The organism is Microcoleus sp. Pol12B3, from assembly GCF_036701355.1.
Lineage (GTDB): Bacteria > Cyanobacteriota > Cyanobacteriia > Cyanobacteriales > Microcoleaceae > Microcoleus.
Map to the genome: position 1 here is coordinate 148,122 of NZ_JAUBQS010000001.1, position 25,703 is coordinate 173,824.

Below are 25,703 nucleotides of genomic sequence, written 5' to 3' on the forward strand. Positions count from 1 at the left end.
TGTTGACTGTTAACTGTTGAGTTTTGTTAGTTTTAATACCACATCCTGCTACAGTTGGGCCCTTATTCTTTAGTCGGCTAGGAGTGAACTTCGTTCGTTCAGAAGCGATTTTCCTCGCCGAGTGACTGTAAACCGTCAACTGTCAACTCTCAACTCTCAACTGTTTCCCGAAACTCTTTGGCGTCAGCCAAAATCGGATTGACATCAAACCAGTAATCCTCGCCGTAACGGTATTCAAACACCCAGAGACTCCGCAGCAATATTTGGTATTTAGTTTCCCCGTTCACAGTTTTGGTAGCGGATACTTGGCGCAGCAATTTCCACTCATCCGGTTCGATCGCCAAAGTAAGCTGGTGGCGGCGCTGGACGATCACATTTTCCAAAGTTTCCCGCGACAGAGGAGGGTCTTGTTTCTGCAGACAGCCATACAGCAGTTGCAGCAAATTGCGGACATGACCGCCGCTGACTCGACACAGGCGATCGAGAGTTTCCGCAGAGTCGAAAACTTTGCCCACCAAAACATAGCGCTGCGAAGGATGCACCGTCGGAAAGGCCCGCGCCAGAACCATCTGCCGCAGCAATTCCACACCCTCAGAGCACTCAGAACCGTCGCTCAACTGCACCGGCACCATCGGCAAAACCTTCGGATCTACCCCAAAGCGATTGGTCAACTGGCCCAAATCGTTAGAGAAAATCAGCACCAAAGGAATTGTATACACGACGTGGCAATTTAGTCTTGCCAATTGTTCGCCGCGATCGACAAACAGGTATTCCGGCTGCAGCCGCCCCGTCGGTTTCGCGCACAGGTGTATGCGATCGAGATTGTCGATAATTACTACAAGTCCTTGTTTCCCTTGGCGCTTGAGTTCTTGATTAGCCGGTTCTAGCAACTCCTTATTCAGCGCATCTAAAATTACGTTAGTTCGCGGCTCCAAATATTGCCTCAACTCCGATCGCAGATTCGGAGCATCTTTCGCCTTAGCAGTAATTTTGCCAATTCCCAACGCCAGAGAAAACTCTCCTTCCGTGCTGGCATTTATTTCCCCAACACCAGGGATATTAGCTTCAGCGCTCAAGTCGATTTGAGTTTGAAAAACATCAGCAACCCCTTTGAGCAAAGCTTTAAAACCCGTCGGTTGCAGCTTGATTTTCATTTTCTCAATGCTTTCGCTCACCTGACGAGCAACGCTCAACAAAATGTCAGTGATATCTACATCTGCCATGTCTAAGTCTTTACTCGACTCAAAGTAAACAACATGAAATCCTTGTTGCTGCAATTGAGCTTGCAGCCGCAGCAATTCTGTTGATTTACCAGAGCCGATGTGACCGGTGAATAATTGACAGGTAGGTGCATCGGGGGACAGACGGCTGATGGTGCGCTCCAATTGTTCGACGATTGTGCCGCCCCGCACTGAAGAGAAATCGATATAGTATTGTCGGTCTTGTTGATTTGCTACTGCCAGGGTGTAGCTGGGATTGCAGGCGCTATAAAATTTCTGTAAATTTAGTTCCATACCCTGTTCCATCTTTCACAACATTATGCCCTAATACCTTATTCGTTTAGCTACTTTACTAATCAGAACAAGTTGCCAGTTTATTCTGCTGTTTTATTTTGCGATCGATATCTTGATGTAGCTCATACAATTTGAGATTTGAGATGGGCAATGACTCATCACTCTCGCGCTTTTGATATGACCTAGCGTGGTATTATTTTTGGAAAATTTTATCATAATACGCGCTAACCAATTATACCTAATTTTTGCGTACTTGGAATGAATGGAATTCACTAATACCCCCATAAATAAGTAATTTATCCTCGTACAGCGAGCGCGAATTCATTGGCATCACAGACGAAAATTTGGCAGTAATGTTCTCGGATCACAGTTGCTCTTTGAGTACGGTTAACCGAATACAAAAAGGGTCGGTATTAGATCTATATACCCAGATCCCCGACTTCTCAAAGAAGTCGGGGATCAAATAGAAAAGCGTTTTACATTTAATTAGAGCGACCTACTTATTTTTGAGCAATTCTACCATTTTGTGACCGACACCTGCTGCCGAAGCGGGATTTTGGCCTGTGACGAGCCTCTCGCTCGCAACAACGCAAACTTCAAAATTAGGAACTTTCGTAAAATTAGCCCCGAGTTCAATTAATTTTGACTCCAGCAAAAACGGCACTATTTCAGTCAATCCCACAGTGGCTTCCTCTTCATTAGTAAAAGCAGCCACAGTCTTATTTGCAACCAGGTACTCACCATCAGACAACTTAAGATTAACTAACGCCGCCGGCCCGTGACAGACAGCACCGACAACGCCACCTGCTTCGTAAATAGCAGCAGCAATCGCAGCAAGTTCCTGGTTATCCGCAAAATCCCACATTGTACCGTGTCCCCCAGCGTAGAAAATAGCGCCATATTCTGCGGCGTCAATTTGTGCAGGATTGAGAGTATTTTCCACTCGCGCCACCGGCAGACCGCCGCTTTTGGCGAGTTGTATTTGACAGAAGAATTGACGTTCATCCGAAACTGATTGTACCCGATTTAATACCAATTAGACAAGCGGTTGTATTGGGATTTGGCTTTAGCGTTCTTCCCGACTACTTGTGTGCAGATTGGGTGAAATAAAATCGCTTGATACTTGTTCTCAAACCTGCACAGACTGTTACCAATCGCATCTGGCTGGCTTTCCGAAAATCTGAAAGACAGTTGCCAAAAATCAAACGGATGTTAGAATTTTACCAATTTCAATAATTCTATCAACGCGAGGCTAAGCCTCTGGATATGCGTTACCAGGCACTGCTTGCGAACGAGAATTAGGACTTTATAGCGGTTCTCATTAGGATGACGTACAGGCTCAGAATGCCGAAAAGAAGAAGCTCCTCGTTTGGGGTGTACTGCATCCAATTGCCAACCGCTATCTCAATGTGCCAGTTTTGTAGAAATACTCGAAGTCAGCCGAGTTGTGGGCGTAGAATTTGAAACGGCTATTATCCGGGTAGAGGTTGAAGAAATAGAAGCTGTTAAAAAAAAGTAGAAAATAGCGAAACTAAAAAATAAAGGTCGCAACTAAATCCTCATAAATGTTAGTGAAGTATCCTAAAGTTTGACAATAGAATAGACATACATTTCCATTACAAAAATGTCTTTGTATAAAGCTGATTAACGTGCTTTCCACCCTACAACTCCCTAATGAAAAAAACGTCAACGGCCTGAACAAACAGAGCAACGAACAGCCAGGTTCGCCGAGAAGTTACGAGCCGCTGGGATTGACTTTGAACAGCTATGAGACAACCTTAATGAGAAGTTAAACCAACCTTATCTTGGTCTTGATGCAGGTTTAGTATGCTATGTTTAATTCACCGGAAAAGCTGATGCAACTATCACGACGAAAGTTTTTTACCTTGGCAGGAGCGAGTGCTGCTGGCACTTTGATGATGTCTCCTCTAGAAGCGCTTTATGCCAGAAAGGCGAATGGTCAGTCAGTATTTGGGGGAGGGTATGGGCCCCTCGTACCCGATCCGAATGGATTGTTAGATTTACCTCGTGGGTTTCAGTATCGGGCTTTTTCACGAACCGGCGAAATGATGAGCGATGGTTCCCCTGTTCCCGGTGGTCACGATGGCATGGCGGCTTTCCCAGGTCCCCAAAACACGGTGATTCTGGTTCGCAATCACGAACTGAGCCCGAATTCTACAACACAAGTTGTGGGTCCCAATCCTTACGATCCTCTTTGCAAAGGGGGGACAACAACACTACAGGTTGGACCCAATCGTCAGCTCGTCAACCACTACGCTTCGCTTAGTGGCACCTATCGAAATTGTGCGGGCGGCCCGACTCCCTGGGGTTCTTGGATTACTTGCGAGGAGAATACCTCGACTCTGGCGACTAATAAACCAGGCAATCCGACAAATGTCTCGAAATCTCACGGCTACAACTTTGAAGTTCCGGCTCAGGCAACAGTTCCTGTGAATCCCGTACCTTTAGTTGCGATGGGACGGTTTAACCATGAAGCTGTGGCGATCGACCCCAAAACCGGAATTGTCTACGAGACTGAAGACCAAAGAGATAGCCTTTTCTATCGCTTTCTGCGATCTCAACCAAACAATTTAAGCGCAGGGGGCACTCTGCAAGCCCTGAAGATTAAGAATATGCCTCAGGCAAAGACTTTTGCAGGCTTTCCCAAGGGCCAACCGATGCCGGTGGAATGGGTGACAATTGACAATCCTGACCCTGCTACGGATACGGTACGGGTCGAAGGTTTCGGTAAAGGTGCTGCCCAGTTTGCTCGTGGGGAAGGCATCTGGTACGGCAATCGTGAAGTTTACTTCTGTTGTACGAACGGTGGCTCTGTTGACGCTAATGGCAGACCCAACGGATTTGGTCAGGTTTGGCGATATCTTCCCGATCGAGATACGATCGAACTTTTTGTTGAGGCTAAATCGGCTGACGAACTCGATGGCCCTGACAACATTGTTGTGGCACCTCATGGCGATCTGATCATTTGCGAAGATGGCAATGATGAGCAGTTCGTAGTGGGCGTAACTCCCAACGGGGAACTGTATCGTCTGGCAAAAAATGCTATCAACGATAGCGAGTTTGCGGGAGCCTGCTTTTCGCCGGATGGTAATACTATGTTCGTTAATATCCAAACCCCAGGCATCACGTTTGCCATTTGGGGTCCTTGGAAGTCTCAACGAGGATCATAACATTATTGCCTTATAGTGCGAGCATTTTATTGGCTTGTAAAACGCTCTTATGTTCGCACTATGCAGAATATGGTGAATCACGCCGGATTGTGGCAACATCCGGTGTGGGTTCTCTATAAGCTTATGAAAGTTTAACGGTTTGTGGGAGTTTAAATAGTCGTGCAATACGTCCGCCAGTCGAAACGAGTGTTTTATACTCTGTTAATGGTGTCGATCGCCTTTGGCGTTGATTTATCTCAATCTAGGGATTCAGTCGCTCAAATACCCGTTGATTATGTTTGCTATATACAGACGAGTGATGGTCGAACGATCGACTTAGGTAAGCTTTGTGGAAGTAGTGGCAGAGGCCGCCCGATCGCTTTACAGCCCAATGACCAAGACTTTCTTAATAGTTACCAACGATCGTTGAGCAAACGGCTCAATTCATCCTCATCCGAGGCCGTGTCTCGCGTTCAGCGAAATCCCCAAGCCGCTATCGAACGTGCGCGCGGGATATGTAATGCGCTCAGTGCGGGAATGTCGATCGACTTGCTGCAACCTCAAGGCAATGCTGAAGTTGATGCACTTAACGCTTTGGCTCCTAAATATTACTGCCCTGAGTTTGACGACTGAGCAAGGAAGTAACTAGATTTTGAAAGGAAGAAAGGGTTGATTAAGTGTAAGACTTTTTCTAACATTTGCTAACAATCACTTAGATTTACCAGATGTCTTTATGCCATGTATAGCAACCGCCTTGGCGGTTATGGCGTAAACTGAGAAGGCGTTGCTGAATACAGGTATGAATGGAAGATTTCAGAATTGCTATAATCCAAGTATAGTGAGTTTTGTAACATCAAGCGAAAAGTCGATTCATACCGTGAATCAGCAAGGCCCGAAATCAACCACAATATTCTTCGCAAAGTCGGTATTATAGAATCCATGAGCTAACGGACACAGCCTAAATCAAAGTTTTCGATATTCTTAGATAAGGGTTTATTACTAGGTCTTTCGGTGAAGCAGCATGGGAAAATTTATCAACCTCAACAACACTCACATATTTGATATTACTGAGATTCAATCTATCGAGTTTACAGCAAAAGAGATAGGGACTCTTTACCCTCATAGCAAGCTAGCCAAACGTTACACTCAACTAACCGGAAAAAAGATTGCTGATTACCCTGGAACAAAGTTTGAGGGGACATATGACCAGATTGAAATTGAGTTAAAAAGCGGTCACATAATTTTGATTGAGGACTTCGATCTGAAGAAATTAAGAGAGTATCTTCTTTCATTGTTAGAATCTGTTATCTATTTTGAGTGTGCAGAACTTAAATATAGGAAGCCTGATTCTAACGTATCCATTGATGGAGAAATAGAGGTTACAGCGCGACTACAAACTGAGGATGAGCCTCTAAACATAAGTCTTAGGGATTCTGAGAGCATTGATGTAAGGATAGAAAAATAGGCTTTACTTCAAACTTGTAATAAAAAAGGGCTAGCAATTACACCAGCCCTTCAACTAATTTTAGATGTTAAATTTTTGCTAATTTAACATCTAAAACCTCAAATCCATTTAGCTTCTGTCGATCGCAGCCACAGGCTCAAAACTCGGAACCACAATCTCACCATTCTGCTTAGTCAACTGGTTGTACAGTCTTTCAGTATTGGGGAAATTAGCAGCCGGTAGAGTTGGGAAGCGACGATAAGGAACAGTATCCTCACCAAAAGCCTCAGCATATTCAACGCTGTTCAACATCGCGTTGATAAAGCCCTTAATCCCTTTACTTGCCAAGATTTGGTTATAAGTCCGAATCTCCGCCTGATTGCGGGGAGCACGGCCCAAGAAGTGCTTGGTTCCCAACTCAATCACCTTAGTATTGGGGTAAGGTGCGTAGAACTGTTTGACGTACAGCGACGAGCAACCCAAAGCCTCAATGAACTCCTTGAGATTGATTTCCTTGTTGCCCAGTTTGCTTTCGAGCGCCGTGAATTCATTCTTCACAACATACGGGTTGATGTCGCGCTCAAAAATTTGACGGTAAGCAGCTTGAATTAAAGTTTTCAAAGCTACTTTGTCCGAAGTATTCGTCAGCTTGAACACCTTAGTTTGTTCGCGCCGCTTGCTGACACCTTGAGCGAGGCTATTTTGTAACTCGAAATCGCCCCGATCGAGCGCAGTGCCGAGTTCGATAAACCGAGGAGTTTCTGGCGTCTGAGCTTGGACATTTTGCTCAGCGACGGAACCCGATCGCATCGTCCGCATCGACAAACCACCGGGAGTTACATAGCGCTCGTAGGGCACTGTATCTTCCCCGAAAGCTTCGTTGTACTCCGTGCTGTCCAGGATGCTATCGACGAGCGCGTAGAAACCCTTCTTAGCGCAAATGTCAAAGTAAGCGTTCATTTCCTGACGGCCGTAGGTAGGGCGTCCCAGGAGTCGGCGGTGAATGTACTCGATCGCCTTACAAACGTAGAGCTTGCTCCAGTACATATTGCGGAACACGTCCGACTTCGCCAACATCCGAATAAACTCGCGCATCGGAATCTCGCCGTTTTCCAGCTTAATTTCCGCTACCTTTTGGCGCTGGCCGTCGAACACATCGCGACCGAACACTTGCAGGTAAGCTGCCCGAATCACCGCTTGGGTGGAACTTTCGGTATATTTGACACTGGAAGCATTGCTGTAGCTGCTGGAGACACCGCGGGCAGTTTTCTTGGAAGCAACATAGTTGCTCGGTAACTGGTCTAATTTAAAGACCTTGGGACCCAGAGAACCAGGAGCAGCACCGCGAGCCGCCGGATTGCTCAACTGATTGTCAATCCCCGCACCTTGACGGATCAGGATGCGGCGAGTGTCTTTGCCGAAGGGAGCCGGACGGCTCTTGGGGTTGCGAGTTTCTTTAGGGAAAATCGCGCCGAACTGAATTTCTAAGGGGTCATTGCCAACACCGTAAACGTGCTGGTCTGGCAGAGGCTGGTTGTAGCCGGCAAACAAGGTGATGAACTGAGGAACCTTGCGGAACGGAGCGCTGAAATTGAACAAATCAATTTGCGGGCCCCAGTTGCGACACTCCTGAGCTTCTTGGCCCAAACCGCGCAGGTAAGGCACTGTTTCTTCGCCGAAGTAATCGGAATATTCCTGGGAATAGACCATCGCGTCTACGAGGGCTGGCAGGCCGCCTTTGCTGACGATCGCAAAATACTTGCTAAATTCCTCCCGCGAGCTCAAACCGCGGCCTAGGAAGTGACGGGCGGCAAGTTCTACAGCGCGGCTGTTGACAAACGGCTCGTAGAATTGCTGACGGTACAGAGGAGATTTACCAAGGCGGCGAATAAACTCTTTCATCGAGATTTCGCCATTTTTGACCTTGGATTCCAAGTCAGAAATGCTTTGGCTGTATGCGCGGCTAATGTCGCGCTCGAATACTTGGCGGTAAGCTGCTTTGATTACTTCTAGCTTTTCTGCCGAAGACAGACCGGTTTTCATGACGAATTTCGATCGCCGCTCGGCTGCGTTGAAGTAGATTTGAGGCAGTTGTAGACCTTGCTGGTCGTTGCTTTCGCGCTGCCGCACCTTGTCTGAAGGTGTGGGAGCTTTGAATTCGGTAATTGCTACGTCGAAATACTGTCCGACGATCGCACTTGCCTCGGCATTGTTTCGGAAATAGCCCAAAGATGCTGCCTTCATTTCCTGCATTGCCACAATTGTGGCCGCTGAAGAGCAAGCATTTTCGATGATTTCCCGCAATCCGCGCACGTTCACCGAAATAATGTTCGGGTCGCCAGCTACGATCGCGTAGGTGATGTAGCGCAAAAACCAGCTCAAGTCGCGCAGAGATTTGGTCATGTTGCCCGGGCCGTAGCGCGAGACATTGATCGGCTGAAATCCTGCTGGGATTGGGCCGCTGTAGCCGCCACCGTTGCCCGAAAACAGATTTCCCAGCCCCAAGAACCCGCCGCCACCGCCGTTGCCGCCAGCGCGGCTTTCTACGTAGGTGACATTTCCCAGTTTCATGCCTTCAGAGACATTCGCCGAGCCGCCGCGAGCCGCGCCTGCTACAGCCATCGCAGGTTCTTGTGGTCTTTCCAAAAATGCCAGCGGGGAACCGCCGGTAAAAATCCGGTTGGCTGCGCGGGATACTATCAGTTCCGAGTTTTGGGTCAGCGTCGCAGAGATATCGATCCGAAGAGCCCCGGAACTGAAATAACTTGCTAGTTCGCTGAGTTCGCCCCGCTGTAGAAAGCGGTCTTGCTGTTCTGCTTGCGAAATTGTTGCGACCGGTACAGTTTGATATAGTTGCGGACGCGCAACCGAGCTTCCACCACTTGCCTTTACAGTCATTAGACTCCTTAGCTCCCTATCCAAATAGTTGCAGCATTTAACCAGACTAACCTTGCCTTCTGATGCAGGTCAAAGTAGGTATTTTTGCTTTGTTTACTTTTTGCCTTTACCTGTCACGAGGTTCGGGCGCGCTTACTTTCTTAGATTAAAATGTTTTGGTTTCATCTTTCTGCCTGCGGGGAAATGTCCGATCCGAAGGCAGGCACGGGGTACTCCCTCCGCTGCGATCCGCCGGTATACCCGTGGAAAAAAAGACTCGGCAGGAGAGTTGCCTTTGGGCGATTGCAGCCAGTGCCTTGAATTAAAGGAAAAGAAAATCAAAAATTTTCTTCTGCCTGTTTCGGGGCTTTTGACTTTCTGCTGAAAGACGCCTCCGCTTTACCCGACAGTTCAGCGGTGGGTTATTGACAGTCCTTGTTTGTTAAAAAGCCTGTCGAGATTTATTGTATAGATTTAAGAGAGCTTATATGAGAAAAAATGATAAGTTTTATTACGCAGAAGCTGTCAGGGCTTGGCTGTCAGGGGTTAGTCGATCGCCCGATCGCTCTGTTGCAGGCTTGCCCGACGCCAGCGAAGCGACACTTTTGTGGCGAGTAACGCAGCAACAGAAGTGCATGGCCTAGCGCTGTTAGCCCGTAGCTACTGACAACCAATCTCAAAACTCACGCACTATTACCTCACCTATGGATACTACGCCTGATATCAGTGCTGCCGTGCGGCGGCTGTACGATACTTTCCCTTTCCCGCCCGATCCTTTGTCCGACGAACCGCCCCCAGGGTACAACTGGCGCTGGAGTTGGCCTGATGCTTACAATTTTTGCACCGGCCAAAAGCCGCCAAAACTCGATATTCGGATTTTAGATGCTGGCTGCGGCACTGGTTCGAGTACGGATTATCTGATTCACCTCAATCCTGAAGCTTCGGTAACGGCGATCGACCTGAGTGAAGGTGCTTTGAAGGTAGCACAAGAACGGTGTCGGCGATCGGGAGCGCGGGAAGCAGATTTTCGCCACCTCAGCTTGTACGATGCGGCCGAGTTAGAGGGCGAGTTTGATTTGATCAACTGCGTGGGAGTGCTGCACCACTTACCCGATCCGATCCGGGGCATTCAAGCGCTGGCGGCGAAGTTGGCGGCGGGCGGTTTGATGCACATTTTTGTGTATGCTGAGCTCGGACGCTGGGAAATTCAACTCATGCAAAGGGCGATCGGACTTCTCCAAGGCCAGCAAAAAGGTGACTATCCCGATGGTGTGAAAGTCGGCCGTCAAATCTTTGCTTCTTTACCAGAAAACAACCGTCTTGTCAAGTACGAAAAACAGCGTTGGGCAGGAGAAAATCAGCGAGACGAATGTTTTGCTGATATGTACGTTCACCCGCAGGAAATTGACTACAATATTGAGACTTTGTTCGAGTTAATTGACGCTTCGGGATTGGAATTTATCGGTTTCTCAAATCCGGGATATTGGCAGTTAGAAAGACTTTTGGGGAAAGCGCCGGAATTGATAGAAAGAGCTCAGGGTTTGACGGAAAGAGAGCTTTATCGATTAATTGAATTGTTGGATACGGAAATCACTCATTACGAGTTTTTCTTGGGCAAAAAGCCTGTTAATAAAATTGATTGGTCGGACGATAGGGCACTGTTAGCGGCAATTCCAGAGTTGAGTGGTTGTATGCACGGTTGGCCTAGTCAACAAGTGTTTGATTGCAACTACCAATTGGTCAATTTGTCAAGTGCTGAATTTGAGTTTTTGCAAGCTTGTGCACCCCCCCCAGCCCCCCCTTATCAAGGGGGGGAGAAAGAGGGAAGCCTGTCTGGCAAAAGCATAGGGGAGATTTTGGGGAATGTGGAGATGGGATTGGATGAAGTGCGATCGATCTTATCAAAACAGCTAATTTTGCTAAGACCGAAATTATAGTGCTTTTTGATTATTTGAACGAACCGCGAAGACGCCAAGAGCGCGAAGGAAGAACTGCATCTCTTTCTTTCTCTTCCTTCGCGTCCTTCGTGCCTCGCGGTTCATTGCTCGTTCCCCGGCTCCAGCCTGGGAACGCATTCCAGGAGGCTCTGCCTCCTGTTTTTGTCGGCAAGCGAGGCAGAGCCTCTGGATCTCGGTTCCCAGGCCACAGCCTGGGAACCAGTTACTGCGTCGAAGTATCCCAAATGGATTGACACAGGCCCCCGTCTGCGGCTACGCTTTGAAGTTAGAGGTTGCTTTGCTTGTAGAGGAAGTAGCCCGCGTCGCCCAAAAATCTAGTTGCACTGCCCAAAGCTGTTGGTAGCAGCAATGGACAGCTCACCGCCAAACTGGTATCAGCAGTCTGGAGGCTAACGGAGTATCTTAACATCCTCTGTAGCCGCCCTGCTATGTCTTGAAATGCGGGGCGGCTGGGTTTTTGGGTTTTTCTAGAAAACCCAAAACCAGGAGAACATAATTATGTCACAGGAATTCTTGCCTGACGACAACAAATTCGATCGGCCAAATGACGACTCAGCAGCAGAATCGGAACAGGATGTGGTTTGTGTAACGGTGACAGGTTCGCCCAAGGGTGTCAGGGAAACCATACTCACTTTGTACCGCCTGGGATTTGCCCAAGTTGGCGATTGGAGTCCCGTACAACGTGCAGCTAATCCGAAGCAAGTGATGAGTGTGCTGATTCGCCGTCGGAAGCGCAAAGGGTAGGCGTTTGCTCGTTCCCAGGCCTTAGCCTGGGAACACATTCCATGAGGCTCTGGCTCCTGTTTTTGTTTTTATCCGTTAGCGAGGCAGAGCCTCTGGAGCTCGGTTCCCAGGCCTTAGCCTGGGAACCAGTTAATAAGACCAACAAAAAAAGCTATAGGTTGCGATTAATTCTTTGAATCGGTCGGACGTAATTTGTATTAGCTCTAACCCAGCAGCGAAATCGACTGAATGAAGTACCAACCCATAGCCAAGGTTTTCCCCGTCGGTCAAGAGAAATTCCAACAGTATCAAATCTTTCTCCAGGTGGCATAACTCTATCAACGGGCAAATCAAGCTGATCCAATCGGTTACTTTGACCAGTCCTATCTTGACAACGAACATTCAAACCTTCTGGATCTACCGCTTCCCACACCCAAGGCATGACTCCACTATTTCCGTTGACAATGCGGTAGTCTCCATTTTTGTCAGCCTCTGGATATGTGTTGGGATTTTGAACTTGGAGCAATGGAGTAGCGACGCTCCCACCAGAAAAAGAAGGAAAGAAAACTCCGGCAGTAGAGATTAGACCAATCAAAAGATTTTTAAACATAAGAACGATATACCTCACCTGACCAAAAAACCCTATACACCTGAAGGTTTAACGTAAAAAAGCTAGACCCGCAACCGCTCCAACCTTACCAACACTCCCACCGCTCCGACCGTGCCAGCGAAACGATCGCCAAACTTGCCAACCCTGCCAGCCGTAGCAGTGTGACAGTCCGAACACATTCCATGACGCTCTGCCTCCTGTTTTTATTTTTATCCGTTAGCGAGGCAGAGCCTCTGGATCTCGGTTCCCAGGCTAAGGCCTAAGAGTATTTCCTGAGATAGAGCGTCAAACCCCTATAAAAAAGCTAGGCGGGGAAACACAAATTTCCCCGCCTAAGCCCTGTAACCTTTACAGTTACATAGTTCATCAGATATAAGGAATGGTAAGTAGGGAACTATTACGAACAGCATTTTTTCCCGCATAGTCGATCATCAAGCCAGAAATTACTTTATCGTCATTTCTCAAATCTCGCAATTGAATTTTACCAGATGCTAACTTATAAAAAATCGATTTATAGTACAAAAGCTCTTCGTGTAGTGACTTATCTACATCTAGACCTCGCCGCAACATCATCTCAACAATATCAGACCTTGAAAACTTTTCCGAAAACTCGACATTATCACTGAATAAAGAATTTGTTCTTACATCAGAAGCCGAGAGGTTAAGTAACTTGTCTTTAACTTTATCAAAATCACCGCCTAAGTCAAAATAAACAACAGGGTATAGAGTGTGAACGGACTGAGTTTTAAAATATTGAGTGACATACCAACCATCACTCTTCGTGCTTACCTTTAGTTGAATTCCAGCATTTTTTAGTTTTCCTGTAGTTATATTATTAGGAACCAATAATTCTTTTACTTTTGTCGCACTATCAATCCAGCATATATCCCTCTCACTCTGCCGAGAGTACCATCCTCTCCAATGTTGTGTGTTTTTTGTTGTTGCTAAACCTGTTCCTATCGCATTATAGTTATTTGGGTTTTGCAAAGTAGGATACCAAAAAATTTTTTTTACAAAGTTAGTAATAGGATTTTTGTCTTCTCTAAGAAGCCGTGCGATATCAGCCCATTTAGCATTTTTACTTACATCACTATTACATTCTCTTACGACCATTGCTTCTGCTGTATATCCCAACATATTACCTATCTTCAATTTTATGTCGGGATTATCTGATTCCATAAATGACATAAATTTGTAAATATTTGTTCTACAATCAAAACAAATAACCTCCGCATCTTCTAACAAATTTAAGAGATTTTTTGTGCGAGCATAGTACAGATTATTATCATTTAAGTGTTGCTGAATATCGGGCTGAATATAAACGTCAAAAAGACTCAACTGAACATATTTTTCAGTGATTTTTTTATTGTTTGAAGCAGCAATTTTATCTCTTATAGGTTTACCCTTATCGGCAACAGTTGATATTAAGTTATTTTCTGGAACAATTAAAAGAGAATTTAACATCATAGCTTATAGTATGTAAAGACACTGTGAAAAGTAAAGTGAGACAGCACTTAAAATCTATTGTAATTCTATATCTTGACGTAAACCCTTTAATCCTGTTAAACCCGCTACACCCTAAGCGTGGCGGGTTTTCTGTCGATTTTAGTTTTAAAAAAAGTATGCTGTTGTAACGTGCGAGTGTGACGCAAAAAAGCTAGACCGCCACCGCTCCGACACTGGCAACAGTCCGATCGCTCCGAGCGACCGCGCTAGACCCGCAACACTCCCACCGCTCCAACCGTGGTTAGGTGCAATTGTGCCAGCCGTGGCAGTCCTCACCATCCAATCACCTCAAACTCACCCACACGGCGCTATATGGTGCAATTTTGGAGCCGTGCCACCCATGTCAGCCGTGGCAAGTGTCAAGACGATCGCCCCGTGTCGATCGGACAGTGCTACCCAGCTTGTTAATTCAATGAAAATCACTGCGGCCGCCGCTTCCCTCGGATGTGTAAATATTTTAATAACAATAGAAATCCTGGAAGGTAAAAGATGATACAAGCCCGCAAGCAAAAACTCACCTTTGAAGAGTACCTCACCTATGAGGACGACACCGACAATCGCTACGAATTAATTGACGGAGAGTTAGTAACATTGCCACCCGAATCCGAACCCAACACCGCCATTGTCAGCTATCTGTTTTTAGTGCTTGTTAATACTGGCATCCCTTGGCGGTGTATCAAACTTCACCTGTGCGAAATCCAGGTTCCTATATTGCGGGAGGGCGACGCAGCTAACCGCTACCCAGATTTGGTGGTTTTGCGCCCCGAACACATCTTGCTGACAGCAACCAGGCTAACCATCACCCAAACTATGCCACCTCCTCAGTTGGTTGTCGAGGTTGTTAGTCCAGGTAGAGTTGGGCGCGATCGCGATTACATTAGTAAACGAGCTCAATATGCAGCGCGGGGTATCCCTGAATATTGGATTGTTGACCCTCAAGAGGAGATAGTAGCGGTACTACGACTAGAATCAGGTGAGTATATCGAAGTTGGGGTTTTTCAAGGGGAACAAGCGCTGATATCGCCGACTTTTCCGCAGTTGAACTTGACGGCTCAACAAGTCCTGGAAGGGGAGCTTTAGCCGCCGATTTACAAGGAATTTACAAGTAGAAAATGTATGAAAACTAGAGCAATTATTCATCCCGCAGAAGAAGGTGGCTATTGGGCTGAAGTACCTGCACTTCCTGGGTGCATTACCGAAGGAGATACTATGGAAGAAGTGATGGCTAATTTAAAAGATGCGATGGTCGGTTGGCTCGATGTTGCTAATAGTCGCGTAGCCTCGATCTTTACCCCACTCTATCCAAGCTGATGCCATCTGTTTTACCCTTCCCCTTTGTTCCGGTTTAATGGGATTTTCACCCGTAATTTCATTCAATGCAGCTAACCAGTAAAGGGGATTTTTTTTCAGTTCCGATAGCAACAGCGGCACGACTTGAGAACCCATCTTAATAATTTCTTGATATGCAGGATGCTGAGACATTTGAGCTGTCGAAGACATTCCCGCAACTTCACTCTGCCATTCCGTAGCAAGACTATAAAATTTGTCAATTACTTCGATCGCAATTTCAGCATTTTGATTGCAAATATCTCTATCGGTATTTGCTGCGGGATTTTCTCGTTGCGCGATCGAGCTTTCAATGTTCATCAAGACTAATTCTTCGATGGATACATTCATCTCAGCAGCAACTTTTTGTAGCTTCAGCATCAGCAGGTCTGAAATGGCGATCGAGATGATGTTCATCGTTAAATACCTGATTTATAATTAACCACAGAGAACGCAGAGATTACAGAGAGGGGGAGAGAATATCGAGGGAATACTAAAATCGGAATTGATATCACCCGCCGATTTGAGACATAGTGCGGCTGTAATTTCCTTGAGTAGTTCCCGAATCTCGCTGTTTGAAATTAATCTCCGGTTTCATCTCTAATATGTGCCGCACTCGATCGCGCAATTCGCCTGTAGACACCCCATTCCGTAAAGCAGTTTTCAAGTCAATTTGCCCCGTTTCGTTCAGCAGACAAGGCCGCAGCCACCCGTCAGCAGACAAACGCATCCGGTTGCAGCGATCGCAAAAACACTCGGACATTTGGCTGATAAATCCTAAAGTACCCTTCGCCCCCGGAATTTGAAACACATCCGCCGGCCCGTTACCGCGCACTCCCGACTCGGCTAACCCGTATTTGTCGCTAATTTGTTGCCGCAATTCTGCCGAAGCTACCCAACCTTTATCGCCAAATAAATCCCCATTCCCGATCGGCATAAACTCAATAAATCGAACGTGCCAATTCCGGTTAATTGTTAACGCCGCTAAATCCAATATTTCGCTGTCATTCACACCGGGAATTACCACAACATTCAGTTTCAGCGGGTCGAATCCTGCTTGATAAGCCGCTTGAATTCCCTCCCAAACCTGCGTCCATCGCGATCGTCCCCGACTACCAATTATCTTATCAAAAGTCTCCGGTTCCAAGGAATCCAAACTAATATTAATCCGGCGCAAACCAGCATTGTAGAGATTTTCGGCCATTCCCGCCAACAAAAAGCCATTAGTTGTCATTGACAAATCTCGCGTTTCCGGCATTGAGGCGATCGACCTTACCAATTCCACCACCCCAGGCCGCAGCAGCGGTTCCCCACCAGTCAAACGAAACTTAGTAAATCCCACGGGTATAAAAACTTCGCGCAGCAGAGTTAGCAATTCCGAGTGAGTTAACAACTGCTGCTGCAATACATAGTCCAACTCGCTACCTTCCGGCATACAGTAGAGACAGCGGAAGTTGCAGCGGTCTATCAAGCTAATCCGAAGGTAGTCTACGGTATCCATGTCAATAGTTTGTAATATTATTTAATTATAAATGCTGACTCGATTTTCTGCAATTATTGATAGAGAGCAATAAACCTGCATCAAATTCTTTTCACCTTCCCCCTCCTCTCTTACTCTGCGCCCTCTGCGCCCTCTGCGGTTAATAAAAAAATATCATTCACAACTCAAATAAACTTGCTAAATATATGTTCTTTGAATTTGAAGCTGATTTTGTCGAAGCTTTGCGCTGTATCCCCATGCAGGTACGTCTGAAATTAGATACTTGCGGCATTAAATTAAAGTTGCAGGATTGGAATCATTTTAACCAAGCAGAACGTCAAATGCTTGTAGAGAAACCTTGCTTGACAGAAGCAGAAATTATTGATTACCGGGAAAAGCTAAATCAAATATTAATTCAACACACAGGCAAACCGGGAACTGATTTGGCGGTTGATGAAAATCCCCCGTGGATGGATGCTGCAACTGTACCGGAGTCTGTTTCGGCAAAAGCGCAAGAGCTCGGCGTGACAATTTCTTTGGGACAGTGGGCGAGTTTGCAGCCTCTACAGCGATTTGCTTTGATTAAGCTTAGTCGATCGAGCCACGAGAATAAAAACTTTCTCCCGGCGCTTCAAGAGTTTAAGGTTATTGAATGAGCTCGAATTTGAATTAACTCTTGTAGCGCGCAGAGGCAGACAAGGGAGAGTTACCTCATCGATTCGCGCGATCGTCCTCTGTTACCTCTCACTAAGTGAGGCTTACTCAGTGAGAAATAGGAGAACAATGTGTAAAAAAGTGCGGTAGGGCGGTGGGTGAGATAGGGTGAGGTCGATCGGACATTTAACGGCTTGAGGTTTCCGAAGCGCCAGACACCAAATTCCGACAAGTATGATTAATTTAATTTTAAGTATTGTTACCGCAGCGTGGTATTATTTTTCTGAGTTTGCAAAGCACTCGCCTGCTACCTGCCTTAGTTTCTGAGCTTCGTGAACACGCAAAACACACCCACCGAACCCGCACCAGCAACCGAGGATATTCCTCAAGCTGGCACAGTCTCGACAGTCTCGACAGTCTCGTCCGAGACAACCAATCCCATGCAAGACTTTTATCGCCTCCAACAAGAGTTATTGGCGTACACCCTTGCTTTTACGGCGATTATTTTTATCTCCGTTTGGATTTTTTACTCCCTCAACATTGCCCTGAATTATTTGCTTGGGGCGAGCACAGGTGTGGTTTACTTAAAGATGTTGGCTAGAGACGTTGAACGAATCGGCAGCCAAAATCAACGCATCAGCAAGACAAGGCTCGGTGTGTTTTTAGCGGTGATGATAGTAGGAACACAGTGGAATCAGCTACAGATTTTACCGATATTTTTGGGATTTCTGACTTACAAAGCTGCGCTGTTGGTTTACGTGATCCGAAGTGCATTAGCACTAGACTACAGGTAAGTCAGGCAATTCGAGCAAAACTCAACTCATCGATTTGTATGGGGAAGCCCGTTGAATGGCAATGCTTGACGTTCTAAACACCTTTAATCGTTTCCCCCTCGCCGAATTGGAAGTTGGCCAGCAGTTGTACTGGCAACTGGGCAATCTGAAAGTGCACGGGCAGGTTTTTCTAACCTCGTGGTTTGTAATTGCTGTTTTAGTCGTAGTTTCGATTTTAGGAACCAGCAAAATCCAGCGTATTCCCAGCGGAATGCAAAATTTTATGGAGTATGCGCTGGAATTTATTCGGGACTTGGCTAAAAACCAAATTGGGGAAAAAGAATATCGCCCTTGGGTACCGTTTATTGGTACATTATTTCTGTTCATCTTTGTGTCAAACTGGTCTGGCGCTCTAATTCCTTGGAAGCTGATTAAGCTGCCATCAGGCGAATTGGGAGCTCCTACCGCTGACATCAACACCACGGTAGCATTTGCACTGCTGACTTCTCTAGCATATTTCTATGCAGGTCTCAGCAAAAGTGGCTTGGGGTATTTCGCCCACTATGTTGAACCGGTGCCTTTCATGTTGCCGTTCAAAATCATAGAAGATTTCACTAAGCCTCTGTCCCTAAGTTTCCGTTTGTTTGGTAACATTCTTGCGGACGAATTGGTGGTCGGAGTGCTAGTGTTGCTAGTGCCTTTATTTGTTCCTCTGCCAGTGATGGTTCTGGGACTATTTACGAGTGCAATTCAAGCTTTGATTTTTGCTACCTTAGCCGCCGCCTACATTGGTGAAGCTCTAGAAGGCGGTCACGGCGAAGAACACCACGATTAACTAACGATAAACGGCGAAGAATGAAGGAGGAAAAAGAAAAATTCTGAACTCAAACTTCCTCCCGTTAAATCGGACAATTCTCTAGACTTTCAGTTCTCAATTTTGTACTTTAGATAAGGAAAATCATCATGAACCCAACAGTTGCTGCCGCTTCCGTAATTGCCGCCGCTTTGGCAGTAGGTTTAGCTGCAATCGGCCCTGGCATCGGTCAAGGTAATGCAGCAGGTCAGGCTGTAGAAGGGATTGCCCGTCAGCCAGAAGCAGAAGGTAAAATTCGCGGCACCTTGCTGTTGAGTTTGGCGTTCATGGAAGCGCTCACAATTTACGGTTTGGTCGTAGCCCTAGTGCTGCTGTTTGCCAACCCCTTCGCATAATAATTGGAAATTTTAGATTTGAGGTTTTGGCGATTCTAATCCAAAATCTCAAATCTAAAATCGATTAAGCGAATTAGATGGAAGCCGTCAAAAAATCATGATGCACTGGACAGTATTACTAGCAGTTGAAGAAGCGGCTAAGGAAGGGGGACTGTTTGATATAGATGCTACGCTGCCTCTGATGGCGGTGCAGTTTTTAATTCTAGTCGCAGTCTTGAATGTAATTTTTTACAAGCCGCTCAGCAAGTCAATTGACGATCGCGCCGATTACATTCGCAACACTCAAGTCTCCGCCAAAGAACGCTTGGCAAAAGCTCAGCAACTAGCGCAGCAGTACGAGCAAAAACTGGGAGAAACTCGCAAACAGTCTCAATCAGTAATTGCTGCTGCTCAAGCTGATGCCCAAAAAATTGGGGCAGCCAAAGTAGCTGAGGCTCAACAAGAAGCTCAAGTCGCGCGAGAAAAGGCTGGGCAAGAAATAGAGCAGCAAAAGCAAGAAGCAATGCGCTCACTAGAACAACAAGTAGACGCGCTCAGCGGCCAAATTCTCGAAAAGCTATTAGGGCAGTCGCTGGCCAAATAGCGAGACCGAAGAGTTTTAGATTTTTGATGGAATCTCAAATCTAAAATCGCTTCACCCAATCTGCACGCGCAATTATGGAAGAGTATCATGGGGACTGTTTTATTGCTAGCCACAGAAGCTAGCGGCGAAGGTGGTTTCGGTTTAAATTTCGATATTTTAGAAACCAACCTGATTAACCTGGTCATTATTATTGCAGTGCTGTTTTATTTCGGGCGCGGATTTGTAGGTAAAATCCTGACAGAGAGGCGTTCGGCCATCCAAGAGGCGATTCAAGAAGCAGAAAAACGCCAAAAAGATGCAGCAGCAGCTCTAGCAGAGCAACAGCAAAAATTGACTCAAGCGCAAGCAGAAGCCGAACGAATTCGGGCCGCTGCTGAAGAAACTGCCAAGAAAGCAAAAGAAGCAATTCTAGCTCAGGCAGCGCAAGACGTTGAAAGAATGAGAGCAACAGCAGGTCAAGAGTTGGAAGCAGAGCGGGAAAGAGCGATCGCCCAACTGCGATCGGCGGTTGTATCTCTGGCATTAGCAAAGGTGGAAAGCCAGCTAAAAACTAGCTTGGACGACAGCGCTCAACACCAATTAATCGATCGCAGCATTGCGTTACTGGGAGGCTAAAACGTGAGTACAGTCAGCACAGAAGTCTTACAGCCTTACGCATCTGCCTTGATGTCACTGGCTCAGTCCAACAATCTATCAGAGAAGTTCGGCGAAGATATTCGTTCCTTGCTGAGCCTGCTAGAAGGTTCGGAAGACTTGCGTCAATTTTTAGCCAATCCGCTGGTAAAACCGGATGCTAAAAAAGCTGTGATTCAGCAAATAGCGGGTGAAGAAATGAGCCCATTGATGCACAGCTTTCTGAAGCTATTAGTAGACAAAGGAAGAATTCTTTTTTTAGAAGGAATTGGCAAACAATACTTGGCAAGGCTCCGAGAACTAAACCAAACAGTATTGGCTGAAGTTACATCGGCAGTCCCGCTTTCAGACGCTCAACAGCAGACTGTTCGCGAGAAAGTGCAGGCGATGACCAGCGCTAGTCAAGTAGAAATTGAAACCAAAATAGACGCAGATTTAATCGGCGGTGTGGTAATCAAAGTAGGCTCTCAAGTAATTGATGCCAGCCTGCGGGGACAATTGCGCCGTCTGGGACTTCGCTTGAATTCCTGATTTAAGGAAGCAGGAGGTTCGGCAACGGATTATGTAACGGATGTAACGGATAGAAGAAGGAAGAAGGAAGAAAGAACAAGGGAAGAATCAAACAGGAATTAGGAATAAATTAATTTCTGTTTTCGAGCTGTTATTCCCAAATTCTTACTACCAAATCCCTATTCTTTCTTGCGGAAAACATCGACAGACAACTAACAACTGACAACTGACAAATAATAACTAACATGGCAGCAATCAGACCTGACGAAATTAGCAGCATTATTCGCCAGCAAATTGAACAGTACGACCAAGATGTAAAAGTCTCTAACGTCGGTACTGTTCTGCAAGTAGGCGACGGCATTGCTCGGATTTATGGCTTGGATAAAGCCATGTCTGGAGAATTGCTAGAATTTGCCGACGGCACCGTGGGCATTGCACTGAATCTCGAACAAGATAACGTCGGTGCAGTGTTGATGGGCCAAGGCCTCGGCATTCAAGAAGGTTCGGCAGTTACTGCTACGGGCAGAATTGCTGAAGTCCCCGTGGGTGAAGCAATGTTGGGACGGGTAGTTGATGCTTTGGCCCGTCCGATTGACGGCAAAGGAGAAATTAAAACTACTGAATCTCGCTTGATTGAATCTCCGGCACCGGGGATTGTTTCTCGCCGTTCTGTTTACGAACCCATGCAAACAGGAATTACCGCTATTGATGCGATGATTCCGGTGGGAAGAGGACAGCGGGAACTGATTATCGGTGACAGACAAACCGGTAAAACTGCGATCGCGATCGACACAATCATTAACCAAAAATCGGAAAACGTGATCTGCGTTTACGTGGCGATCGGTCAAAAAGCTTCTACAGTAGCTAACATCGTCAACGTCCTGCAAGAAAAGGGCGCGATGGACTACACGATCGTAGTAGCAGCCAACGCTAGCGACCCCGCAACCCTGCAATACTTGGCTCCCTACACAGGTGCTAGCTTAGCCGAGTATTTCATGTACAAAGGAAAGCACACTTTGGTCATTTACGATGACCTTTCCAAACAAGCACAAGCTTACCGCCAAATGTCCTTGTTGCTGCGCCGTCCTCCCGGTCGCGAAGCTTATCCCGGAGACGTGTTTTACCTGCACTCTCGCTTGCTAGAACGCGCTGCTAAATTGAGCGACGATTTGGGCGAAGGCAGCATGACTGCTTTGCCAATTATCGAAACCCAAGCTGGTGACGTTTCTGCTTACATTCCGACGAACGTAATTTCGATTACCGACGGTCAAATCTTCCTTTCTTCTGACTTGTTTAACGCTGGTTTGCGTCCGGCAGTAAACCCCGGTATTTCGGTATCGCGGGTAGGTTCAGCGGCTCAAACTAAGGCGATGAAAAAAGTAGCCGGTAAGGTGAAATTGGAATTGGCACAGTTTGAAGAACTGGCAGCATTTTCTCAGTTTGCTTCTGACTTGGATAAAGCTACTCAGAATCAATTGTCGCGCGGTCAGCGCTTGCGGGAACTGTTGAAACAGCCCCAAAGTTCGCCTCTGCCGATGAACGAACAAGTGGCTGTAATCTATGCCGGTATTAACGGCTATATGGATGACATTCCGGTGGAAAAAGTCAGCAAGTTTACTGTTGGTTTGCGCGACTATTTGCGGACTAGCAAGCCGAAGTACGGCGAAATTGTTCAAGGCGGAAAAGCCTTGACTGATGAAGCTGAGAAGCTGCTGAAAGAAGGCATCACTGAATACAAGCAAAGTTTTCTAGTTTCTGCGTAGACAAGTAGGAATTTTGAACCGCAGATGAACGCGGATTAACGCAGATAATCTGAAGTTAATCTGCGTTACTCTGCGTTCATCTGCGGTTTTAATTAAGAAGATGCGGGCAAGGATGTAAGGAGAAAGTTATGGCAAATCTGAAAACTATTCGCGATCGCATTAAGTCGGTCAAGAACACTAAAAAGATTACAGAAGCAATGCGCTTGGTGGCCGCTGCAAAGGTGCGTCGCGCTCAAGAACAGGTGACTGCTACTCGGCCTTTTGCCGATCGCCTGGCAGAGGTATTGTACGGTTTGGCGGAACGCTTGCAGTTTGAAAACCTGGATTTGCCGCTGCTGAAAAAACGCGAAGTGCGATCTGTGGGACTGTTGGTAGTTTCGGGCGATCGGGGTTTGTGCGGCGGCTACAACAGCAACATCATCAAATACGCCGAAAATCGCGCTAAGGAAATCAAAGCTGAAGGCTTAGACTACAAATACGTGTTGGTAGGACGCAAAGCTACTCAGTATTTCCAGCGCCGCGAACAGCCGATCGATGCTACTTACGCTAACTTGGAACAAATTCCCACAGCATCGGAAGCGGCACAAATTGCTGACGAATTGCTTTCCTTGTTCCTGTCGGGCACTGTGGACAGAGTTGAGCTAGTTTACACCAAGTTTGTGTCGCTAATTAGTTCGCGTCCGGTAATTCAAACTTTGCTGCCCCTCGACCCCCAAGGTTTGGAAACTCCCGATGATGAAATCTTCCGCTTGACATCGCAAGGCGGACAGTTTCAAGTATCGCGCGAGAAGGTTTCTGCACCTACTATGAAGAGTTTGCCCCGCGACATGATTTTCGAGCAAGATCCGGCGCAAATTCTGGAGGCTCTTTTGCCTTTGTATTTGAACAACCAATTGCTGCGGGCTTTGCAAGAGTCTGCTGCTAGCGAGTTGGCTGCGCGGATGACTGCGATGAACAATGCTAGTGAGAATGCTAGCGATTTGATCCGTAGTTTGACGCTGACTTATAACAAGGCGCGGCAAGCAGCAATTACTCAGGAAATTCTGGAAGTTTCCGGCGGTGCTGAGGCTTTAAACGGTTAGGTTAGGGTTGACAATTTGTTGATTTTATGCCATGCGTCTGAGGGAACTCAGGCGCTTTTTTTAAGATAATTCGGCTGCACGAGCTTTCACCTCTGATATAGTCGAAGTATTGAATGCGATTGTGCGATCGTCTTTAACAAAATGGCAAAAAAAATTTGGATTGTCTACAAAACCTAAAGCATGAGTGCTCCGGGCTGGGAAGAACGTCAGCTTATGCCGAGGGGCGGTCTAACTAATATACTTTGGGAAAATTGGACTTGGAAGAAAACCCAGAAATTCCTCAAGTAGGGGACAAAACCCGCAATTATGAAAATCTATCTGACCCCGGTAATGGAGTTACCCACGGAAAAGATGGAGATTGGGTAGTTACTCGCGTTCAGCAGTTTTTTGCTTCTGATACTGAGGAGCGAATTGTGGTGTGTTACTGTTCTTACCAACCTGTTACATCTGATTGGGAAGTGCTACAACAAAGCGAGTCTGTCAATCAGATGCTAGCAACTGTCGAATAATATTGACTGGATAATTAGTTCGTAAAAGCGATCGACTATTCCTGCACAATTTCATACAAATCTTCGATCGACAAATCAAAAGTCCTTGCCAACTTGTGCAAGGCTGTCACATCAACTGTTGCTAATCCTGGCGATCGGGCATAGGTTCTGAGCGTGCTGTAGACTACTCCCGATCGCTCTGAAACTTCTTTCAGCGTCCAGCCCTTCTCGGCAGCAAATTCTCGAACCCGCAACTTAATTAATCCCATAACCTCTTGACAGTTGACTAATATAAGTCATACAATTTTATTGTAAAAAGCGATCGCCCCAACGTCTGGAAAACTTAAAGACGATCGCCTATCAAAGTTCAAATCCCATGTAAGGGACTGATCTATCTATCAAATTCCCAAATCAGGAATCGATCTATCCAAATTAGGAATCGATCTATTCAAATCAGGAAACTTATCAACTATGTTAGCAAGCTTTCGACCAAAATCAACCCCCAGACACAGATTGAGCAGGTTTGTGACGAAAGAGGCGATCGCGCGGCTGCTGAAAATCAAGGTAGAACAAATATATCGCTTCGAGTGCTGGGCGCATATCCTGTACGTGCACGCCAAAGGCATGAGTCGGTTTGTCAGTTATGCGGACTTTCCGCCTGTTTTGGGAGTGGAATCGCCCTCTGGTTTAGATTTTGGTTATTGGAAGCGCCGTTGGGCGAGTCAGAAAGAGAGACACGCACCGGATTTTTGGGTGGATTTTTATGCGGCGAGATTTCAGAAAGCTGTTTCTGTTTCTGAATTGTTGGAGTGGGGGGAAATGGTGGGGGTGATTAAGTTTATGTTGCGATCAATAGCCGTGGAGTCGCTGCGAAAGGTTTACGCACAAGAGAAATCTCTCCTGGAACATTTCTAACTGCTATTTTTTTAAACTAGAATTACGAACTAATTTTCTGCTTAGATGCGAGAACAAGATGCTGAATCCGTACTGGCTTGGGTGAAAAATAAATTGTCGCCTAAAACCACGGCACCGGAAGACTTTAACTGGCTTTTGTTAGCCGATGTTTTCTCCGCTAATGCTCGAAACAGTCAAAATGGTTCAGGTTTGCCCGATCGCACATGGGCAGAAGTAGCAACCGCAATTTACGATCGCCTAGCCGATGATGCCGATCGCAAAAAACCAGGTAGCGGTGAGTTTTTTATAATTTCCTCAATGATGCTGCGGGCTGGGGCGATAGAAAAACACGGAGTAATTTCCGGTCATCCTGTTCTCGATGTTAACTTAATTCTACAAGGGTTTTGGAACAACATCAAAGAGTCCTGCGAAGATGTGGAAAAAAAGCACCTAATTGGAAAACGCTACCCATTCCAGAAATTCGCGAGTTAAGACAACTTAAAAAT

The 25,703-nt window shown here is 46.4% G+C and carries 29 protein-coding genes; 20 read left to right on the forward strand and 9 right to left on the reverse strand.

What is annotated here, in order from left to right:
• Positions 1 to 149: 149 nt before the first annotated feature.
• The gene (locus tag QUA53_RS00640; protein ID WP_333094337.1) at positions 150 to 1,514 is read right to left on the reverse strand and encodes a P-loop NTPase fold protein; all 1,365 of its coding nucleotides are present in this window, start codon (positions 1,512 to 1,514) and stop codon (positions 150 to 152) included.
• Between the two features lie 496 nt (positions 1,515 to 2,010).
• Entirely contained in the window at positions 2,011 to 2,550 is a 540-nt protein-coding gene (locus QUA53_RS00645) for a type 1 glutamine amidotransferase domain-containing protein (protein ID WP_333094339.1), read from the reverse strand.
• Positions 2,551 to 3,370: 820 nt separating this feature from the next.
• Between QUA53_RS00645 and QUA53_RS00650 the strand changes: the two genes are divergently transcribed.
• The 3 genes from QUA53_RS00650 to QUA53_RS00660 all read left to right on the forward strand — a co-directional run bounded on the left by QUA53_RS00650 (position 3,371) and on the right by QUA53_RS00660 (position 6,149).
• A complete protein-coding gene (locus QUA53_RS00650) occupies positions 3,371 to 4,705 on the forward strand; it encodes an alkaline phosphatase PhoX (RefSeq protein ID WP_333094340.1) in 1,335 nt (444 codons plus the stop codon).
• Between the two features lie 159 nt (positions 4,706 to 4,864).
• Positions 4,865 to 5,317, forward strand: coding sequence for a DUF732 domain-containing protein (locus QUA53_RS00655; RefSeq protein WP_333094341.1), 453 nt, complete (start codon positions 4,865 to 4,867; stop codon positions 5,315 to 5,317).
• Positions 5,318 to 5,705: 388 nt separating this feature from the next.
• Positions 5,706 to 6,149 carry a hypothetical protein gene (locus tag QUA53_RS00660; RefSeq protein ID WP_333094342.1) on the forward strand — a complete coding sequence of 148 codons (444 nt, stop codon included), beginning with the start codon at positions 5,706 to 5,708 and terminating at the stop codon, positions 6,147 to 6,149.
• A gap of 108 nt (positions 6,150 to 6,257) precedes the next feature.
• On the opposite strand, the gene QUA53_RS00665 is transcribed toward QUA53_RS00660, so the two are convergent.
• On the reverse strand, positions 6,258 to 9,026 hold the full coding sequence (locus QUA53_RS00665; protein ID WP_333094343.1) for a phycobilisome rod-core linker polypeptide: 2,769 nt from the start codon (positions 9,024 to 9,026) through the stop codon (positions 6,258 to 6,260).
• 467 nt (positions 9,027 to 9,493) lie between these two features.
• Between QUA53_RS00665 and QUA53_RS00670 the strand changes: the two genes are divergently transcribed.
• Together QUA53_RS00670 and QUA53_RS00675 are read left to right on the forward strand one after the other, a co-directional pair.
• Complete coding sequence (locus QUA53_RS00670) at positions 9,494 to 9,649, forward strand: hypothetical protein (RefSeq protein ID WP_333094344.1); 156 nt, start codon at positions 9,494 to 9,496, stop codon at positions 9,647 to 9,649.
• 60 nt (positions 9,650 to 9,709) lie between these two features.
• On the forward strand, positions 9,710 to 10,942 hold the full coding sequence (locus QUA53_RS00675) for a class I SAM-dependent methyltransferase (protein ID WP_333094346.1): 1,233 nt from the start codon (positions 9,710 to 9,712) through the stop codon (positions 10,940 to 10,942).
• Positions 10,943 to 11,228: 286 nt separating this feature from the next.
• Here QUA53_RS00675 and QUA53_RS00680 read toward each other — a convergent pair whose 3' ends face one another.
• Positions 11,229 to 11,372: a hypothetical protein gene (locus QUA53_RS00680; protein ID WP_333094347.1), complete on the reverse strand. Its 144-nt coding sequence runs from the start codon at positions 11,370 to 11,372 to the stop codon at positions 11,229 to 11,231.
• Between the two features lie 89 nt (positions 11,373 to 11,461).
• On the opposite strand from QUA53_RS00680, the gene QUA53_RS00685 reads away from it, so the two are divergent.
• Positions 11,462 to 11,707, forward strand: coding sequence for a hypothetical protein (locus QUA53_RS00685; RefSeq protein ID WP_333094349.1), 246 nt, complete (start codon positions 11,462 to 11,464; stop codon positions 11,705 to 11,707).
• Between the two features lie 151 nt (positions 11,708 to 11,858).
• On the opposite strand, the gene QUA53_RS00690 is transcribed toward QUA53_RS00685, so the two are convergent.
• Together QUA53_RS00690 and QUA53_RS00695 are read right to left on the reverse strand one after the other, a co-directional pair.
• Complete coding sequence (locus QUA53_RS00690; RefSeq protein ID WP_333248604.1) at positions 11,859 to 12,281, reverse strand: hypothetical protein; 423 nt, start codon at positions 12,279 to 12,281, stop codon at positions 11,859 to 11,861.
• Positions 12,282 to 12,662: 381 nt separating this feature from the next.
• Positions 12,663 to 13,763, reverse strand: a complete 1,101-nt coding sequence (locus QUA53_RS00695; RefSeq protein WP_333094351.1) for a hypothetical protein — start codon at positions 13,761 to 13,763, stop codon at positions 12,663 to 12,665.
• Between the two features lie 528 nt (positions 13,764 to 14,291).
• On the opposite strand from QUA53_RS00695, the gene QUA53_RS00700 reads away from it, so the two are divergent.
• On the forward strand, positions 14,292 to 14,882 hold the full coding sequence (locus tag QUA53_RS00700) for a Uma2 family endonuclease (RefSeq protein WP_333094352.1): 591 nt from the start codon (positions 14,292 to 14,294) through the stop codon (positions 14,880 to 14,882).
• Between the two features lie 36 nt (positions 14,883 to 14,918).
• Positions 14,919 to 15,113 (forward strand): type II toxin-antitoxin system HicB family antitoxin, encoded by a 195-nt coding sequence (locus QUA53_RS00705; protein WP_333094353.1) that lies wholly within the window; start codon positions 14,919 to 14,921, stop codon positions 15,111 to 15,113.
• Here QUA53_RS00705 and QUA53_RS00710 read toward each other — a convergent pair.
• Complete coding sequence (locus QUA53_RS00710) at positions 15,033 to 15,545, reverse strand: hypothetical protein (protein WP_333094354.1); 513 nt, start codon at positions 15,543 to 15,545, stop codon at positions 15,033 to 15,035. The genes QUA53_RS00705 and QUA53_RS00710 overlap by 81 nt on opposite strands.
• Before the next feature lie 94 nt (positions 15,546 to 15,639).
• Entirely contained in the window at positions 15,640 to 16,629 is a 990-nt protein-coding gene (gene moaA / locus QUA53_RS00715) for a GTP 3',8-cyclase MoaA (RefSeq protein ID WP_333094355.1), read from the reverse strand.
• Positions 16,630 to 16,814: 185 nt separating this feature from the next.
• Between moaA and QUA53_RS00720 the strand changes: the two genes are divergently transcribed.
• The 10 genes from QUA53_RS00720 to QUA53_RS00765 all read left to right on the forward strand — a co-directional run bounded on the left by QUA53_RS00720 (position 16,815) and on the right by QUA53_RS00765 (position 24,324).
• Positions 16,815 to 17,264 (forward strand): nitrate reductase associated protein, encoded by a 450-nt coding sequence (locus QUA53_RS00720; protein WP_333094356.1) that lies wholly within the window; start codon positions 16,815 to 16,817, stop codon positions 17,262 to 17,264.
• Between the two features lie 330 nt (positions 17,265 to 17,594).
• Positions 17,595 to 18,056 carry an ATP synthase subunit I gene (locus tag QUA53_RS00725; RefSeq protein WP_190657390.1) on the forward strand — a complete coding sequence of 154 codons (462 nt, stop codon included), beginning with the start codon at positions 17,595 to 17,597 and terminating at the stop codon, positions 18,054 to 18,056.
• Between the two features lie 55 nt (positions 18,057 to 18,111).
• Entirely contained in the window at positions 18,112 to 18,870 is a 759-nt protein-coding gene (gene atpB, locus QUA53_RS00730; RefSeq protein WP_006631104.1) for a F0F1 ATP synthase subunit A, read from the forward strand.
• A gap of 128 nt (positions 18,871 to 18,998) precedes the next feature.
• Positions 18,999 to 19,244, forward strand: coding sequence for an ATP synthase F0 subunit C (gene atpE / locus QUA53_RS00735; RefSeq protein ID WP_006631105.1), 246 nt, complete (start codon positions 18,999 to 19,001; stop codon positions 19,242 to 19,244).
• Positions 19,245 to 19,341: 97 nt separating this feature from the next.
• Positions 19,342 to 19,827: a F0F1 ATP synthase subunit B' gene (locus QUA53_RS00740; RefSeq protein WP_333054530.1), complete on the forward strand. Its 486-nt coding sequence runs from the start codon at positions 19,342 to 19,344 to the stop codon at positions 19,825 to 19,827.
• A gap of 87 nt (positions 19,828 to 19,914) precedes the next feature.
• Positions 19,915 to 20,442 (forward strand): F0F1 ATP synthase subunit B, encoded by a 528-nt coding sequence (locus QUA53_RS00745; RefSeq protein WP_190740265.1) that lies wholly within the window; start codon positions 19,915 to 19,917, stop codon positions 20,440 to 20,442.
• Positions 20,443 to 20,445: 3 nt separating this feature from the next.
• On the forward strand, positions 20,446 to 20,991 hold the full coding sequence (atpH, locus tag QUA53_RS00750) for an ATP synthase F1 subunit delta (protein ID WP_333094357.1): 546 nt from the start codon (positions 20,446 to 20,448) through the stop codon (positions 20,989 to 20,991).
• 224 nt (positions 20,992 to 21,215) lie between these two features.
• Positions 21,216 to 22,733: a F0F1 ATP synthase subunit alpha gene (atpA, locus tag QUA53_RS00755; protein WP_333037344.1), complete on the forward strand. Its 1,518-nt coding sequence runs from the start codon at positions 21,216 to 21,218 to the stop codon at positions 22,731 to 22,733.
• Positions 22,734 to 22,861: 128 nt separating this feature from the next.
• A complete protein-coding gene (locus tag QUA53_RS00760; RefSeq protein WP_333071393.1) occupies positions 22,862 to 23,815 on the forward strand; it encodes a F0F1 ATP synthase subunit gamma in 954 nt (317 codons plus the stop codon).
• Positions 23,816 to 24,072: 257 nt separating this feature from the next.
• Positions 24,073 to 24,324 (forward strand): hypothetical protein, encoded by a 252-nt coding sequence (locus QUA53_RS00765; RefSeq protein ID WP_333248607.1) that lies wholly within the window; start codon positions 24,073 to 24,075, stop codon positions 24,322 to 24,324.
• A 35-nt stretch (positions 24,325 to 24,359) separates the two neighbouring features.
• On the opposite strand, the gene QUA53_RS00770 is transcribed toward QUA53_RS00765, so the two are convergent.
• Entirely contained in the window at positions 24,360 to 24,572 is a 213-nt protein-coding gene (locus tag QUA53_RS00770) for a helix-turn-helix transcriptional regulator (RefSeq protein ID WP_332958465.1), read from the reverse strand.
• A gap of 202 nt (positions 24,573 to 24,774) precedes the next feature.
• Here QUA53_RS00770 and QUA53_RS00775 point away from each other — a divergent pair, with 202 nt between their 5' ends.
• Both QUA53_RS00775 and QUA53_RS00780 read left to right on the forward strand, forming a co-directional pair.
• Positions 24,775 to 25,218 (forward strand): hypothetical protein, encoded by a 444-nt coding sequence (locus QUA53_RS00775; RefSeq protein WP_333094359.1) that lies wholly within the window; start codon positions 24,775 to 24,777, stop codon positions 25,216 to 25,218.
• Positions 25,219 to 25,263: 45 nt separating this feature from the next.
• A complete protein-coding gene (locus QUA53_RS00780; protein ID WP_333094360.1) occupies positions 25,264 to 25,689 on the forward strand; it encodes a hypothetical protein in 426 nt (141 codons plus the stop codon).
• Positions 25,690 to 25,703 lie beyond the last annotated feature (14 nt).